16 protein-coding genes are annotated in these 15,764 nt (G+C 53.3%); 7 read left to right on the top strand and 9 right to left on the bottom strand.

Features of this window, described 5'->3' with window-relative positions:
• The first annotated feature begins 67 nt into the window (after nucleotides 1–67).
• From OA57_RS08165 to OA57_RS08150, 4 genes are all read left to right on the top strand, one after another.
• Nucleotides 68–478, top strand: a complete 411-nt coding sequence (locus OA57_RS08165) for a cupin domain-containing protein (protein ID WP_034616141.1) — start codon at nucleotides 68–70, stop codon at nucleotides 476–478.
• The gene (locus OA57_RS08160) at nucleotides 456–1,193 is read left to right on the top strand and encodes a carboxymuconolactone decarboxylase family protein (RefSeq protein WP_052122441.1); all 738 of its coding nucleotides are present in this window, start codon (nucleotides 456–458) and stop codon (nucleotides 1,191–1,193) included. The genes OA57_RS08165 and OA57_RS08160 overlap by 23 nt, the downstream gene beginning before the upstream one ends.
• 230 nt (nucleotides 1,194–1,423) lie before the next feature.
• Nucleotides 1,424–1,723: a DUF1330 domain-containing protein gene (locus OA57_RS08155; RefSeq protein WP_034616138.1), complete on the top strand. Its 300-nt coding sequence runs from the start codon at nucleotides 1,424–1,426 to the stop codon at nucleotides 1,721–1,723.
• Nucleotides 1,724–1,816: 93 nt separating this feature from the next.
• A complete protein-coding gene (locus tag OA57_RS08150) occupies nucleotides 1,817–2,506 on the top strand; it encodes a type 1 glutamine amidotransferase domain-containing protein (protein WP_034616135.1) in 690 nt (229 codons plus the stop codon).
• A gap of 41 nt (nucleotides 2,507–2,547) precedes the next feature.
• On the opposite strand, the gene OA57_RS08145 is transcribed toward OA57_RS08150, so the two are convergent.
• The 8 genes from OA57_RS08145 to OA57_RS08110 form a co-directional block, all read right to left on the bottom strand.
• A complete protein-coding gene (locus OA57_RS08145) occupies nucleotides 2,548–3,189 on the bottom strand; it encodes an NAD(P)H-binding protein (RefSeq protein WP_034616131.1) in 642 nt (213 codons plus the stop codon).
• Nucleotides 3,190–3,198: 9 nt separating this feature from the next.
• Complete coding sequence (locus OA57_RS08140) at nucleotides 3,199–3,393, bottom strand: nuclear transport factor 2 family protein (protein WP_235424659.1); 195 nt, start codon at nucleotides 3,391–3,393, stop codon at nucleotides 3,199–3,201.
• 329 nt (nucleotides 3,394–3,722) lie between these two features.
• Complete coding sequence (locus tag OA57_RS08135; protein ID WP_034616128.1) at nucleotides 3,723–6,908, bottom strand: type I restriction endonuclease subunit R; 3,186 nt, start codon at nucleotides 6,906–6,908, stop codon at nucleotides 3,723–3,725.
• Nucleotides 6,905–7,876: an anti-phage protein KwaB gene (gene kwaB / locus OA57_RS08130; protein ID WP_034616125.1), complete on the bottom strand. Its 972-nt coding sequence runs from the start codon at nucleotides 7,874–7,876 to the stop codon at nucleotides 6,905–6,907. The genes OA57_RS08135 and kwaB overlap by 4 nt, the downstream gene beginning before the upstream one ends.
• Complete coding sequence (gene kwaA, locus OA57_RS08125) at nucleotides 7,873–8,451, bottom strand: anti-phage protein KwaA (RefSeq protein ID WP_034616122.1); 579 nt, start codon at nucleotides 8,449–8,451, stop codon at nucleotides 7,873–7,875. The genes kwaB and kwaA overlap by 4 nt, the downstream gene beginning before the upstream one ends.
• A gap of 2 nt (nucleotides 8,452–8,453) precedes the next feature.
• Nucleotides 8,454–9,755, bottom strand: a complete 1,302-nt coding sequence (locus OA57_RS08120; RefSeq protein ID WP_034616119.1) for a restriction endonuclease subunit S — start codon at nucleotides 9,753–9,755, stop codon at nucleotides 8,454–8,456.
• Entirely contained in the window at nucleotides 9,745–11,301 is a 1,557-nt protein-coding gene (locus OA57_RS08115) for a class I SAM-dependent DNA methyltransferase (RefSeq protein ID WP_034616117.1), read from the bottom strand. Before OA57_RS08115 ends, OA57_RS08120 begins: the two co-directional genes overlap by 11 nt.
• 349 nt (nucleotides 11,302–11,650) lie before the next feature.
• The gene (locus OA57_RS08110) at nucleotides 11,651–12,181 is read right to left on the bottom strand and encodes a TetR/AcrR family transcriptional regulator (RefSeq protein ID WP_052122440.1); all 531 of its coding nucleotides are present in this window, start codon (nucleotides 12,179–12,181) and stop codon (nucleotides 11,651–11,653) included.
• A gap of 132 nt (nucleotides 12,182–12,313) precedes the next feature.
• On the opposite strand from OA57_RS08110, the gene OA57_RS08105 reads away from it, so the two are divergent.
• Both OA57_RS08105 and OA57_RS08100 read left to right on the top strand, forming a co-directional pair.
• Entirely contained in the window at nucleotides 12,314–12,541 is a 228-nt protein-coding gene (locus OA57_RS08105; RefSeq protein WP_034616115.1) for a glycine zipper 2TM domain-containing protein, read from the top strand.
• A 52-nt stretch (nucleotides 12,542–12,593) separates the two neighbouring features.
• A complete protein-coding gene (locus OA57_RS08100) occupies nucleotides 12,594–13,526 on the top strand; it encodes a poly(ethylene terephthalate) hydrolase family protein (RefSeq protein WP_052122439.1) in 933 nt (310 codons plus the stop codon).
• A gap of 104 nt (nucleotides 13,527–13,630) precedes the next feature.
• On the opposite strand, the gene OA57_RS08095 is transcribed toward OA57_RS08100, so the two are convergent.
• Complete coding sequence (locus OA57_RS08095; RefSeq protein ID WP_034616113.1) at nucleotides 13,631–14,629, bottom strand: zinc-dependent alcohol dehydrogenase family protein; 999 nt, start codon at nucleotides 14,627–14,629, stop codon at nucleotides 13,631–13,633.
• Between the two features lie 138 nt (nucleotides 14,630–14,767).
• On the opposite strand from OA57_RS08095, the gene OA57_RS08090 reads away from it, so the two are divergent.
• Nucleotides 14,768–15,685, top strand: a complete 918-nt coding sequence (locus OA57_RS08090) for a LysR family transcriptional regulator (protein WP_034616110.1) — start codon at nucleotides 14,768–14,770, stop codon at nucleotides 15,683–15,685.
• The last annotated feature ends 79 nt before the right edge of the window (nucleotides 15,686–15,764 follow it).

Here is a 15,764-nt window from a genome sequence, read left to right as displayed (position 1 = left end):
GCGGGCAGATAAACCTGTCGATACCGTTACCGGATGCCACAATCAGGAGATTGATCAGGAGATTGAAATGAACAACCACCCTTTTGCGCAAATGTTTGACCTTGGCGAAAAAAACGATGCCTACGCCCAATATTTCACCGGTCAGAGCTATCTTGCCAATCTTGCCGACGGTGATGCACCCGCCCACAACGTCACCTTCGAGCCGGGCTGCCGCAACCATTGGCATATCCATCACGGCCAGCGCCAACTGCTGATCTGCACCGCCGGGCGCGGCTGGTATCAAGAAGCGGGCAAGCCCGCGCAAGCCATGGTTCCCGGCGTGGTCATCGATATTCCCGCCGATGTCAAACATTGGCACGGCGCGGCAAAAGACAGCTGGTTTTCCCACATCGCCATCATGGTGCCGCAAGCCGGCGCCCACACCGAATGGTGCGCAGCGGTTACCGAGGAAGAATATGCCGCTGTTGAACATGCTTGACGACACCCGTTTGATCACGCCCAAGAAAGGAAACCCGATGCCGCTCACCAAACCGCTCATCACACTTGCCTGCCTGTTTGCACTTACCGCGTGCGCACAAACGGCCGCTGCGCCCGCGATTCAGGCAACAGAAATCAGTAGCCGTAGCACAGGAGCCACCATGTTGACCACCCGCCAACAAGACCTCGCCCTCATCGGCAAATACACTGCCCGGGGCGACCAAACCGCACTTGCCGCCGCGCTCAATCAAGCGCTGGATAACGGCCTGAGCGTCAACGAAGCCAAAGATGCGTTAGTGCAGCTGTATGCTTATTGCGGCTTTCCCCGCAGCCTCAATGCGCTGACCACCCTGATGAACGTCACAAACAGCCGCAAGGCGCAAGGTATTGCCACCCGCGAAGGCCGCACCGCCACGCCCTTGCCTGCCGATACCGATATCTTGCACAAAGGCACGCAAACCCAAACCGAGCTGGTCGGCCAGCCCGTGAGCGGTGCGCTGTTTGACTTCGCCCCCGATGCCGACCGCTATCTGAAAACCCATCTTTTCGGCGACATCTTCGCCAGCGACCTGCTCAACTGGCAGGAGCGCGAAATCATCACCATCGCCGCACTGGCGAATATCAACGGCGTGGAATCTCAATTAAACGCCCACAAAGCCATCGGCAAACACAACGGCCTCACAGACGAACAACTGCAAGCCATTGAAGCGCTGTAACCGGCGCTGCTGCCGATATCCGAAAGCCTGTTTGATGCCCATTTATGTCTAACCGGGTATCAAACAGGCTTTTTTATCGGGCGGATTATTGCCTTTATGGAAAATATCTTTACAACAAAAGCAGCCTACACTTTACCCAGCAAGCCGTTTAAACTGCATCTTGTCGAAACGGATACCCCTTTGCGCTCTGTTTCAGCTTTGATTTTATCTTTCACACTCAGGAGCAAAAAATGAACAACCCTGCTTTATTTGTCGCCGAATTTGAAATTTCCGATGCCGAAGGCATGACCCCCTACCTCACCCAAATCGGCGCAACACTTGAGCCGTTCGGCGGCCGTTTGGTTTCCCTCGACCACAATGTGGTATCGTTGGAAGGCGACACCGTTAAAGGCGGCATGGCCGTGATTGCATTCGACGATATGGAAAAAGCACAAGCCTGGTACCACTCGGCCGCTTACCAAGCCATTATCCCCATCCGCCAAAAAGCCGCCCGCACGCGTGCCTATATTATCGACGGCTTGGCGCAGTAATCGGCCGTCAACCTCAGGCCGTCTGAACGCCGCAGGCACAACTTGTTTTTCAGACGGCCTCATCTATCCCTATCCACACACAGGAGCCCCATTATGAACACGCCAAACAAACCCGTATTATTCGTTGTCACCAGCCAAGATGTGAAAGGCGACACCGGCATTCCCACCGGCTTCAACCTGGCCGAAGTTACCCATCCGCTGGAAAAACTGCAACAAGCCGGCATTGAAGTGGAATTTGCCTCCATCAAAGGCGGCGCCGCACCGCTGGACGGTTTGGAAGACATGAACGACCCGGTCAACAAACATTACTGGGCCGATGAAAATTTCCGCCATGCCATCGCCAACACCTTGCGTATCGACGATATCGACCCCGGCCGCTACGCCGCGATTTTCTTTGCCGGCGGCCACGGCACCATGTGGGATTTTCCCGACAATGCCGCTGCGCAAAAAGCCATCCGCGAAATCTATGAAGCCGGCGGCATCGTTTCCGCCGTATGCCACGGCCCTGCAGCGCTGGTAAACGCACGCCTTTCAGACGGCAGCCTGCTGGTCGCCGGTAAAAACGTAGCCGCGTTTACCGATGCGGAAGAGGAAGAAGTGCAATCCACCGATGTGGTGCCGTTTTTACTCGCCTCTACCCTCAACGAGCGCGGTGCACATCATCAGGATTCGCCGAACTGGTCGGATAAAGTAGTCGCAGACGGCCGCCTGATTACCGGCCAAAACCCGCAATCCGCCGCCAGCTTGGGCGAAGTGCTGCGGGATGCGCTAAACGGCCGATAAACAGCAAAACCTCAGGCCGTCTGAACACTGCCGGTTATGTTTCAGACGGCCTCAAGTGCGGTGGCGATCGGAGTGTTGCCGTCGGCCATGGTGATGACTTTGCCGATGGTGTTCGGCGCATGCAATAAGGCGGCGAGCGTGGCGGCGACATTGCCGATGCTGTTGGCGAGCGGCTCGGCGACATCGGTTTGAATGTTGCCGTCGGCTTCGCCTTCTTGCAGTGCGCCGGGCTGCAAAATGGTGTAATCCAAACCGCTTCGATGCACCAGCCAATCATCGGCGAAATATTTGGCGATGTTGTAATCGGTGATGTTTGCCAAAAATTTTTCACCCCAACGCTCAGGCTGCAAGGCGAACACCGAGCTGAGCAAAATAAACCGCCCCACACCGCCCGCTTTTGCCGCCTGCATGGCTTTCACCGCGCCGAAAGCGTCGACCTGCAACAGATTTTTGCCGCGCGAACCGGCGGTGAAATACACCACATCAGGGCGGACGCTTGCCATGATTTGGCTGATATCCGCCAACGGTGCGGTTAAGTCGAACGGCTGATGGCGGATATGGCCGTGTTGCCAATCAGGGTTTGCTTGACGGGCGGCGGCATGCACCGTGAGCCCTTGCTCGGCGAGGATTTGCGCCAGTTGCGAGCCGACACGGCCGTTGGCGCCGATAATCAAAATGTTCATATTGTTCCTTTAAACCTCAGCATAATGAGTATGGAAGATTTTGCTGACAATCGTCCATTTTCCTTCAATTTTCAACAGGTTGAAATAATCGGCAAAACCAAAGCCGTTCAAGTCATCAGTGTCGACCCGTGCCGACGCCGCCGTACCGCCGATATCGATATAGGCAATCGCCACTTTCGGGGTTTTCAGACGGCCGGAACACATTATCGATCACATCAAACAGACCTTGAATCGCACCGCCTGCCAATTTGCCGTTTTCATCGGCACTATAAATCGTGGCTTGTTCGTTAAATACCGGCTTCATGATACGAGTGTCGGCCTGTTTGCCGCCTTCGCTGTATTGATCGATCAACAGGTGTTCGATGGCTTGGTAATCGGCGACAAATGCTCGTCTGGCACCAACGCCACCACCCCATACAACGCTGGCTGCGGGAAGTGATGGCGGGGAACAGCGATCAGGCCGTCTGAAACCGCACTTTAGGCTGGTTATAGTTTGAAGAAGCAAAATTTTTTGGCTAAATATCAAATCAATATCAGCTAACCCACACTGAAGATAATGCCTCGGCTTGCTGCAATACTGTTTGCACTGCCATGCTCTGAAGGTCGGGCGGGTAGCCGTATTTGCGAAGAATACGTTTTACCAATACCCGCATGCGGGCCCGGGCAGACTCACGGTGCGCCCAGTCAACGGATACATTTTCTCGCAAGCTTATCAATAATTCATGAGCAATCAGCTTGAGTTTGTCATCGCCCATCATCTGCACCGCACTTTCGTTTTCTGCCAAGGCATCATAAAAAGCAATCTCTTCATCCGACAGCCCGGCTTCCTCGCCACGTTGACGAGCTGTACGGATATCTTTGGCTAGGTTAATCAATTCTTGTAACACCTCAGCAGTGGTAATGGCGTTGGCGTGGTAGCGTGCCACTGAGTCTTCCAATCGCTCCGAGAACGCTTTGGTCTGCACCACATTGGCCTTGCTACGTGAACGAATGCCGTCGTTGATCAGCTTGCGCAAGGCTTCCAATGCAAGGTTCTTTTTCTCCATCTGCTGAACTTCGGCAAGGAACTCATCCGAGAGGATGGATATATCCGGGCTTTTGATGCCCGCAGCAGCCAAAATATCCACAATCTCTGTTGAAACCACCGCACGGCTGACGATTTGTTGAATGGCCAGTTCTCGTTCTTGCGAAGTTACACCAGAGCCAGTGCTGCTCTTGATCAATGCGGCACGAATCGCCTGGAAGAAGCCGACTTCCTCTCGAATTTCGCGGGCTTCGTCAGAAGCAGATGCCAGAGCAAATGCCTTGGACAAGGCCAGCACGGCATCTTGGTATCGGCGGTGAGCATTTTTCTTACCTTCCTTTGTCTTCTCTTTCTCTGCCAGCTTTTGTTGTATATCGAGAATCCACTCGATAGCCCCCGCCATCATCGCTAGCCGCTCCTGCGGGGTACCATTCATTGCATGGGTGTAATCAAAACCGTGATACATGTCTCGCACGATTTCGTATTTCTCCATCATTACCGCGGTGGCCTGTGCTTCGTCAACGCCCGTATTTTCCTGGTCGTTCTTGGAATACTGCTGTAGAGCTGACTTCAGGTTTTGCGCAATGCCGATGTAGTCTACGATCAGCCCTGCAGGCTTGTCGCGGAACACACGGTTCACGCGGGCAATGGCCTGCATCAACCCGTGCCCTTGCATCGGCTTGTCGACGTACATCGTGTGCATACACGGCGCATCAAAGCCGGTCAGCCACATATCACACACAATCACCAGCTTGAGCGAGTCTTTTGGATCGCGGGCACGCTTGGCCAGCAAATCACGCCGGGCTTTGTTGCCGATATGCAGCTGCCATTCCTGTGGGTCGCTCGCTGCACCCGTCATCACAATTTTGACTGCGCCCGCGTTATCATCAGTGCTGTGCCAATCCGGGCGCAACTTGACGATTTCGTCGTAGAGTTTGACGCAGATGTGGCGGCTCATACACACCACCATCGCCTTGCCGTCGAGGGCTGCCACGCGATCCTCAAAGTGGGCGGCCATGTCCTTGGCCACGAGAGCGAGGCGCTTATCACTACCCACCAAAGCCTCCACCGTTGACCCCTTCTGCTTTAAACGCTCCTGCTCGGCTTCTTCATCGCCTTCAGTCAATGCGTTGACCTCGGCGTCGATCTTTGACTTCTCTGCCTCATCAAGTTCGATGCGCGCCAGCCGCGATTCGTAATAGATCGGCACAGTCGCACCATCTTCCACTGCGCGGCTGATGTCATACACATCAATGTAGTGGCCAAACACCGCCGGGGTATTGACATCGTCCGCCTCGATGGGCGTGCCGGTGAAGCCGATGAAGGATGCATTCGGCAGTGCATCGCGCATGTATTTGGCAAAGCCGTAAGAGATTTCACCGGTTTTCGTATCCACCTTGGCCTTGAAGCCGTATTGACTGCGGTGCGCTTCATCGGCGATAACGACTACGTTGCGGCGCGTGGTAAGTGGCTGTGCAACCTCAACAAATTTCTGCAAGGTGGTGAAAATCACACCACCCGATGCTCGATTTAACACATTTTGTAAATCTTGCCGGCTCTCGGCTTGCACCGGCGTCTGCCGTATCAGATCTTGGCACATCGAGAAGGTAGAGAAGAGCTGATCATCAAGGTCGTTGCGGTCGGTCAACACCACCAGCGTCGGATTAGCCATTGCGGGATGCTTAACGAGTTGCCCCGCATAAAATGCCATCAGTAGGCTTTTGCCAGAACCTTGCGTGTGCCAGATCACCCCCGCGCGCTTGTCACCTTGGGCCTGCGTTTTCACACTGGGCAGGCCGTAACTGGCGGGCTCTTCGCGCACGCCATCCCACGGGGCGGATGCACGAACGGTGGACGCCACCGCGCGCCGCACCGCGTGAAACTGGTGATAGCCCGCAATGATCTTAGCCAGCCCCGAATCAGTTTCGCCGAACACCGTGAAGTGGTGCAAAAGATCAAGCAGGCGGCGATGCTCAAAGACACCTTCAATCAATGTAGAGAGTTCCGGCGCCCCTTTTGGAGCAACATCCGTTCCGTCTGTGGTGCGCCACGGCATAAAGCGTTCAAAATCTGCCGAAAGTGACCCCATACGGGCACAGATGCCGTCTGAAGTCACCAGTAATGCGTTGGTGCTAAATAATGCTGGAATCTGCTTCTTATAGGTCTGAAGCTGGTTGAATGCACCCAGCAGATGTGCACCCGCGCTGCCCGGTGCTTTCAGCTCGATGACAGCCAGAGGTAAGCCATTTACAAACGCCACCACGTCAGGACGGCGGTTGTACTGCCCGGAAATCACCACAAACTGGCTCACTGCCAACCAGTCGTTCTGTTCTGGCCGCTCAAAGTCGATCAGCGCGACCTTGCCTGCTGTCAGCGTGCCGTCGTCGGCGTAATATTCAACGTCCACGCCTTCGGTCATCAGCTTATGCAGGCGGCGGTTCTCTTCAAGCAGCGATGGCAACTCGGACTGCATCACCTGCCGCACGGCATCTTGACGCGCCTCTAGCGGAAGGCTAGGGTTCAGACGTGCAACGGCATCTTCAAAGCGTTGTTTGAGTATAACCTCACTGTAACTCTCACGCGCTGGTCGATATCCATCAGGGCCGATATCCTCCTCACGTTCGACGTTGTAGCCTAACTCTTGCAATTGTGTCAGCAGTGCCAGCTCTACGGCGGCTTCCGGTAGAAACGTCATTGGCCAGTCCCCTCGACACCTGGTTCCACCGCATCTTTTGCGACACTGGCGTAGTGGAATTCGGTGAGTTCAGAGGTGAGAAAATCGTCCATCAAAACCTTGATGAACAAATCCTTGGATACCTTGGTATCGAGAAACACCTTGTTGTTCTCTTCATTGAATTTGATGCGGCCAACAAGATTGGGAAATGTCTTGCAGAACTGGACGATGCTTTCTCCTGACACCCCCGCTTTAAGCACAGGCGATGCTTTTGCAACCTTGGTAAATCGGCGGGCATATTTCACATCATCAATCAGTTCTTGCAAGACATCTGGATTAGTCAGCAATTCTGCCGAGACGATGGCATCAATGCCAAGTTCGGCCTCCTTTTTGATCACATCGTGAAACCCGAAGTTGCGTTCCAGTGCCTCAAGATTCAGCACCAGCACGGTTTCGTTAATCCTCATCATTTGGAAGCCAGCACTGACACGCAGAAATTCGTCATTCAGCTTTTCGAGGCGACTTTTATGCTTTCGAAGGAAAAAACTTGAGCGACCAAATATATTGACAGGAGCCATCGTCTTGTACAAAACTAACTGACCAGTATTATTGCCAATTTCGATGAGAAGCGCCTTGATAGACGACAGACTTCTTTTATTTAAATCCAGTGCAGGCAGATTATCTTGTGCTATCTCTTTTTCAAAAGAGGCCAGTTCTTCGGGAATGTCGAGATCGTAAATATAGATGGCATTGACACGCTCATCTGCACTGGATAAGTTAAGGACTGAAAGTTCATCTCGACTTAAAATTTCATCCTGCAGACTTTGCATGAATAAGGCTTTGAGTCCAGCCTCTGCATCGGCTTCAATGTCCAGTTTGAAGGGGCCTGGATTCTTTGCATCTTTCATCAGCGCATACACACAAACGCCGATATTGCCTTGATCGTCGTAGTAGGCCCGCAAAGCCTCTTTAAGTTCATCTGTAGTCACTTGACACTCCTTACATAGTAAATTTTTTCATCCAACTTTATGTACGAAACCCTCTGGTTCTCCACCAACCGCTCACGACAAATCAATGTAATTCCTTCCCTCTCACCGTTCTTGAAATGACCGCTGGCACGGTATATGTGGAAACCAAGAAGCGCTAGGGACGGATTGGCATAAAACAAATCCGTCTTGATATAGATTATCCCCATCACTACAAGCAGAAGCGCCAGCACAATCAGTTGTCGGCCACTGTCAAAATCGAAGCTGATCAGTGGCACTACATAGGTGGCAAGAAACGTCAGATGCTCGTAGTTAATATTTTCCAGCTTCTTTACTTCGAAAGGTATTTCGTTCGCGCCTTTCAAATCGAAGTCAAATCGAAGATATGCAAACAGACAATAAAGCAGGCCGAATATTGAAATCACGGGGAGAGGGTTATTCATTACGAGATTTTCCCAGCTCTCGAACTCCTCAAAAAAAAAGGACGTTGGAGGCTCCACCGAAATAATGAAAAAGAAGATAAACAATAAACCCAGAGATAGGATGTAAAGATCAATCTTCTGACGTGTGTTTGTCATGCTTACGTCTCTCCCAAAATGCGCTCGACATCCGGCACGCGTAACTCGCCAGAAATAAGCTTAGGCAGCAGGGTGTCGCGCAGTTGGGCGAGGGAGCGGGACTCACGTTCGTTTTCCGCCAGTTGTCGATAAAGAGACCCTGCTGACCTGGTGAAACTTGTCAGCACCGGGTCGGAAGGAACTACGATACGAAGTGGTCGGAAGTTGCTTTTACTGATTTCTTGGAAAGTCGAACCATTAGCGTTGCCGACGATGGCATCCATGCTTTCCCTACACCACGGCAACACGAAGACATTTGGCAGAGCGCCATCACATTTCATGGCGATGAAGCCTTGGTTGATCGCTGTCGGAACTTCGGCAATCGCCAAATAGCCAATTGGTGCCCGTGAAGAGAGCAACACCGTGCCGACTGGCAAGAGCCCAGAACTGATCTTTGCAAGACCAGCATCCGTAATCTTTCGATTCGTGTCTAGCAAAACAGGAAACCTCAGGGCAGACAGGTCTTTGGGCGTTGCCCAGCAGTGTTGCCCACCTTCCCAAAAATCCGATTCTTTCGTGCTGGGCGTAGAGCCGCCACAGACCGTGACTTCTTCACCAATCGTCGAATAACGCCACCCTTCCGGAATCTCTCCTAATTCCGACGCTACCAGCCGTTCGGGGAACAGGTCGTAAAGATGTGCGGGCATGCCGGGCAATGATTGCCCTCGCTGCCAGCGGCCCGACATTTTGGCTCGTACAGGCTCAAAATCAACAAACCACGCCTTGAACAGCGCCTGGGCCATGGCCTCCAGCGTTTCATTCTGCCTGCGGTTGAGTTCGATCCTGTCGTCCAGCGTGCCGAGGATGTGGGCGATGGCGCGTTGTTCGTCGATGGGAGGGAGCCGAAATTTAAAATCTGCCAAGGCGCCCTTGTCACCACGCGGCATCTTTGCGCCTTTTGATGTTCGGATACTCAGTTCGGTAAATTTTTCCCATCGACATATCTGATGCAAGTAGTCCTGCGCCAGCGCACCTTTATTTACGGGTCGAAACACCAACACGTCGTTCGAGCAGCATCCATCAAATCGCGCGTGCCATACTTTTTTGAAGTAAGTACGGATGTTTGAAAAAAGCGTGTCGCCAACCTTGAACTTGGTAACGCTGCCAGTAAGTGGAAGCGCAGACGCAGGTGCAATCCCTCCAAAATCCACCATCATGTTCTCAGTGGATATGTAGGTGTCAATACTTGCGTCTTTGGCCTGTGATTTATCTGAAATGAATCGAACGAGACTGCCGAACCGCTCTTCTGTCCACTCACTCCCCATACCCAAGCTCCTTCAGGTTGGCCTCAATCGCCGCATCCAGCTTGGCCGCTTGCGCGCGTTGCCCGCGCCACTGCGCCGAGAGCCGCGCCATTTTTTCGGCGAAAGGCTCGCCGTCGTCTTCCACGGCGGCCGCGCCGACGTAGCGCCCCGGTGTGAGTACATGGCCGTGTTTGTGGATGTCTGCCAGTGAGGCGGATTTGCAAAAACCGGCCACGTCGGCGTATTCGCCCGCGCCTTGCTCACCGCGCCAGGCGTGGTAGGTGGTGGCGATGCGGTGAATATCGGCGTCGCTCAATTCGCGTCGGGTACGGTCGATGAGCACGCCCAGCTTGCGGGCATCGATAAACAGGACGTGCCCGCGCCGGTCACGCCAGCCTTTGCCGGGATTTTTGTTGCGGGCCAGAAACCACAGGCACGCTGGTATTTGCGTGGAGTAGAAGAGCTGACCCGGCAGTGCCACCATGCAATCCACCGCGTCGGCTTCGAGCATCGCCTTGCGGATCTCGCCTTCGCCGGATTGGTTGGAACTCATCGATCCATTGGCCAGTACCACACCGGCCGTGCCGTTGGGTGCGAGGTGGTGGTGGATGTGTTGCAGCCACGCGTAGTTGGCATTGCCCACGGGCGGTGCGCCGAACTTCCAGCGCACGTCGTCGCGCAGGCGGTCGCCGCCCCAGTCGGAGATATTGAATGGGGGATTGGCGAGGATGTAGTCTGCCTTTAAATCCCGCAGTTCGTCTTTATGAAAGCTTCCTTCATTATTCCAGCGAATATCAGAGTCAATACCCCGCACAGCCAGATTCATTTTTGCCAGTCGCCATGTGGTGTAGTTCGATTCCTGCCCGTAGATGGCAATGTCGCCGATGCGTCCACCGTGCTCCTGTACGAACTTTTCCGACTGCACAAACATCCCGCCGGAGCCACAGCACGGGTCATAGATGCGACCAGAGTAAGGTTCAAGCATTGCAACCAGTACACGCACCACTGAGCGCGGGGTGTAGAATTCACCGCCACGTTTGCCTTCAGCACCTGCAAACTGACCGAGAAAATATTCATATACCCGCCCAAGTATGTCTTTTGAGTGGTCGCCTTCTTCGTTCAAAGTAATACCCGATATCAGGTCGATGAGTTCACCCAGCATCACCTTGTTAAGTGCAGGGCGGGCGTAATCTTTGGGTAAAACGCCCTTGAGCGACTCGTTATCCTTCTCAATGGCACGCATTGCATCATCAATCAATGTTCCGATGGCGGGTAATTTAGCGTTGGCTTGCAGATGTGACCAGCGCGCTTCTTTTGGCACCCAGAACACGTTGTCGGCGAGATATTCGTCCTTATCCTCGGCTGCCTGCACGTCTTCTGCAAGCAGTGCATTGTGCTTAGCCTCGAAAGCATCGGAGATATATTTTAAGAAGATGAGCCCAAGTGCCACATGCTTGTAATCACTTGGCTCCATATTGCCACGCAGCTTGTCGGCAGCCCTGAAAAGGTCTGCCTCGAAACCGAGATTGCCCCCATTACCGTTCTTTTTGGTGTCGTTTTGTGCCATAGTGTTTTTATCCTTTGTGTAATGTCTCTATTAGCCCAAACTACCATTTTTTAACATAATAATGCTTATGGCATTCATTTGAGATAGCACAATTAAATTAACAAATAAATATTATATCATTGAATAAATATCTAAATATAGAAACAGTTCAATCCGTGACCATAAAAATAACTAAAAACTGATTTTCCATGCGCATTAATCATAAAGAGCTTTTAAAGCCAGCATCTCACACATCAATCAAAATTTGTTATTTTCAATCATGTTGCTATACATGATTTTGGAATTTCATCAGGCCGTCTGAAACCGCACTTTTAATACGAAACGGTTTTCAGACGGCCTGACAGCAGCGCTACGTTTCTTTGGGCGTATCCCATTCCGTTGCGATTTTATCCAACAGCCGGTGCACCGACGCCGCCATTTCTTCCACGTCTTCCTGACGGCCGCGCCGTATCCATTCATCTAATGCGCCAAAGCAAATGCCCATAATTAGTGAATTCCGATGTGCGGTTTCGTTGTCCAATTCAGGGCGGGCGCCGCAGCAGGCGCGGATGTATGCTAAAAACAGGTGTGACAGATTGCGGGCATACAATAAATCTACCAGCTCACCGACACGGTTGATGGCATGAAAAATCCCGATAAAAATATAGCGGGTGGTGGGTTCGATGATGTTTGCCGCCAATTCCGCCATGGTTTCTGTTTGCAGATGTTTGATCAGCACATCTTCTTTCGAGTCGAAATTACGGTAAAACGAAATGCGGCTCACCCCTGCCAGTTTAGTGATGTCGGTAATACTGACGGCATAGAAATCCTGCGTTTCCATCAGGCGCAGCAGGGCTTGGGTGATGCTTTCTTTCACCACTGTGTTGAGCGTTTTTGCCATGTTACATATTCCCCGTTTTGTTTCAGCTTGCCGATTTTGCATTGCCTTTGCTTGAATCGCTGATTACCATACCGTATACATTGTTACAGATGTAACACTTTTCATCAATATGCCAACCGGTAAGGATACATCATGAAGAAAACTGTTTTCAAAATATTGGCTGTGTTTGCCATCATTCTGTCATTAAGTGCGTGCGGCAGCTTGGACCGCCAACAGCGTAATATGGTTGCCGGTGCGGTCATCGGCGGTGCCGCCGGCCATCTGATCGGCGGTGATTCGGGCGCAACGTTGGGCGGTGCGGCGCTGGGCGGCGTGATCGGCAGCCAGTTGAATAAAGAAGACCGCTATTACCGCCGATAAGCCGCAGGCCGTCTGAAACAGTTTCACGCGATATTTTAATCAGGAAAAGCCCATGAAAAAGATCTTAGCGGCTGCTTTAACGCTGCTCGCTTTAGCCGGCTGCTCGGCGCTAGACCGCATGATGCCGGCGATGGTCGCATCAGACTACTATCAGAAAACGCAAACCGGAATGCCGCTGGAGCGCAAATACACCGCGCCGGGCACTTTTCATACCGCCTCGCAAACCTTTGCCGGCGGCCGGCAGCGTTTTAAAACATACAAGGTTTGGTATCCCGCCGATCTGCCGCACAGCAAGCAGACTTATCCGGTGGTGGTATTTGCCAACGGCTCCGGTGTGGCATATTACAAATATGAAGCCATTTTTAACCATCTGGCCTCATGGGGTTTTGTGGTCATCGGCAACGACGACTCCAGCAGTTGGGACGGCTCGTCTACATCGCAAAGCTTGGCCTTTTTGCAGCAGCAAAATCAACATCCCGACAGCCTGTTCTACCGCAAGCTCGACATCAACCGTGCCGGCGTGAGTGGTCATTCGCAAGGCGGTGTCGGCGCTATTAATGCGGTCGGCAACTTCGCCAACAGCCATCAGTTCAAAGCGCTCTACACGGCCAGCACCCCCAAACATGCCTTGGCTTTAGCGCTGAAATGGCCGTATAACGTAGGCAAAATAAACGTGCCGTATTTTATGAACGCCGGCACAGGCCCTTTTGACGGCGGCGACGGCAAAGACCCCGACAGCGGCATTGCACCGCTCACCTCCCTGCGCGACAATTACGCCCGAATATCCGGCAACGGCCTCACCGTGATGGCACGGCGCAGCCATGCAGACCATGGCGAACTGCTCTATCTGCCCGACGGCTACATGACGGCATGGTTCCGCTATACGCTGATGAACGACAGCGAAGCCGCACAAGTGTTTGCCGGCGCTGCGCCCGAAATCCGCCGCAATACGCAAAACTGGCAGGATGTGCAGATTAAGCGCTAAATGAAGCATCAAGGCCGTCTGAAAACCGCACTTTCATCATCAAAGTGCGGTTTCAGACGGCTTCTTATAGGAAGATGATAATGAGTCGGGCCAACGCCGTTGGCTTATTGTTGCAAATGGGTTTGAAGCACGATTTTGCCCACTTGGCTGCCCTGCTCCATCAAGCGGTGTGCTTGGCGGACATCATCAAAGTCAAACACTTTGGCAATCAGCGGTTTCAATCGGCCGTCGCTCAACCCTTGGGTGATAAAGGCTTTGGCCTGCGCCAGCTTTTGCGCATTCTGCGTGATGTCAAACAACACATAGCCGCGCAAAGTCAGACGTTTGCCGATAAGCGTCCACGCCGGCACGGTGAGCGGTTCGCCCGATAAAGTGCCGTATTGATAATACTGCCCTTCGTCAGACAAGGCATTCAGAATCTCTGTGGCGCCTTTGCCCCCGACCGGATCAAACGCCACACGGGCGCCCTTGCCGCCGGTGATGGCGAGCACCCGCTCGCTCAGGTTTTCTTCGGCGGCAACAATCACCTGCTTAGCGCCTGCATCGAGCAATTCCTGCGTTTTGGCGGCGCTGCGGCTGACGGCAATCGGCACCGCCCCCACCATATTGGCGATTTGAATCGCTGCCACACCCACGCTGCTGGAGGCGGCATTGATAATCACAAAATCCCCCGCCTGCAAGCGGGCATATGCCACCAGTGCGCCGAATGCGGTGATGTATTGCATCCAGCTCGCCGCCGCTTCAACCCACGACTGGCCGGCAGGCATTTTCACCAGTGCGCGGGCGGGCAGATTGACGATTTCGCCGTAAGCGGCATAGTCGGCAAAGCTGAATGCCGGAATCGACGCCACCCGATCGCCCACGGCAAATCCGGCCACGCCGCCGCCCACCGCCACCACTTCGCCGCTGGCTTCATAACCCAAACGGGCGGGAAAATCCTTCACGCCGGTTTCGCCGTTGCGATACATAATGTCCGCCCGATTCAAGCCGATGGCGTGCACCTTGATTTGAACTTCGCCTGCGGCCGGTGCCGGCTCGGTGTGTTCGATAATCTCTAATACATCGGCATCGCCGGTTTGATTAAATACAATGCGTTTTGACATGTTGCGCTCCTTGGTTTTGCGGTAAAGGTTTCGATGACTAAAAAATCCGTTCGACACCATTATATTACACCTAAAAATAATGATAATATGCCATAAAAGCGAAACAGCTTTGCCTTTTACGCAAAAGAGAAACCTGATATGGACTTTTTTTCCGCACTTACCATTTTTCATTCCGTTGCCGAAACTGCCAATTTCAGCGCCACCGCCCGCCAACTTAATCTGGCCGTTTCATCGGTGGCACGACAAATCGACCGCTTGGAGCAAACCTTAGGCGTGAGCCTGTTAAACCGCTCCACCCGCCGCATCACCCTAACCAATGCCGGCATACATTATTTGCAGCAAACCCGCGCGGTTTTAGACGAGCTGCATGCCGCCAACCTTTCGCTGAAGCAGGAAGCCGAGCAATTGCAGGGCAAACTGCGCATTACCTATCCGCCGGCTTACGGCCATGCCAAGCTGGCGCCGCTGTTGGCCGCATTTGCCCGCCGCTATCCGCATATCCGGCTGGAAGCCCATGCCGCCGATGATTTTTTTGACTTGGCGGAAGGGCGCTATGATTTGGCCGTTCGGGTCGGTCGGGTCGGCGATGACGGGCTGGTGGCGAAATACCTTGCCCCGCAGCAACGCGTGTTGTGCGCCAGCCCCGACTATCTGGTGCAGCGGGGCACGCCGGCCGCACCAAGCGATTTGCCGCAGCACAATTGTCTGGTTTTCATGCCGCCTCATCATACGGCGGCAAAATGGTCGTTCAGCCACCCACACCACGGCACGCAAACCGTGCAAGTGCAAGGCAGCCTGAGCACCAACCACACCGAGCTGCTGCTGAACTACGCCTTAGCCGCTATCGGCATCGCCCACCTGCCCGACTGGCTGATCGACACCCCGCTCGCCCAAGGCCGGCTCGTTCGCCTTCTGCCCGAGTGGACACTCATGCCCGACACCGCAAAAGAGCGCGACGGTATTTATCTGGTTTACCCGCCCGCCAGCAAAAGCATCATGAAAATTAAAGCGTTAACAAATTTTTTACTTGCCGAACTGCAAACACCACAGCCATAACCGCCCATCCGACCGCACTTGGGCGTCGATTGTCTGTTTAAGGCCGTCTGAAACCGCACTTTTATTATCAAAAGTGAGG

It is taken from the genome of Chelonobacter oris (genome assembly GCF_000772535.1).
Lineage (GTDB): Bacteria > Pseudomonadota > Gammaproteobacteria > Enterobacterales > Pasteurellaceae > Chelonobacter > Chelonobacter oris.
Note: the sequence above shows the minus strand (reverse complement) of the source record. Positions and strands in the feature narration are given on the sequence as shown.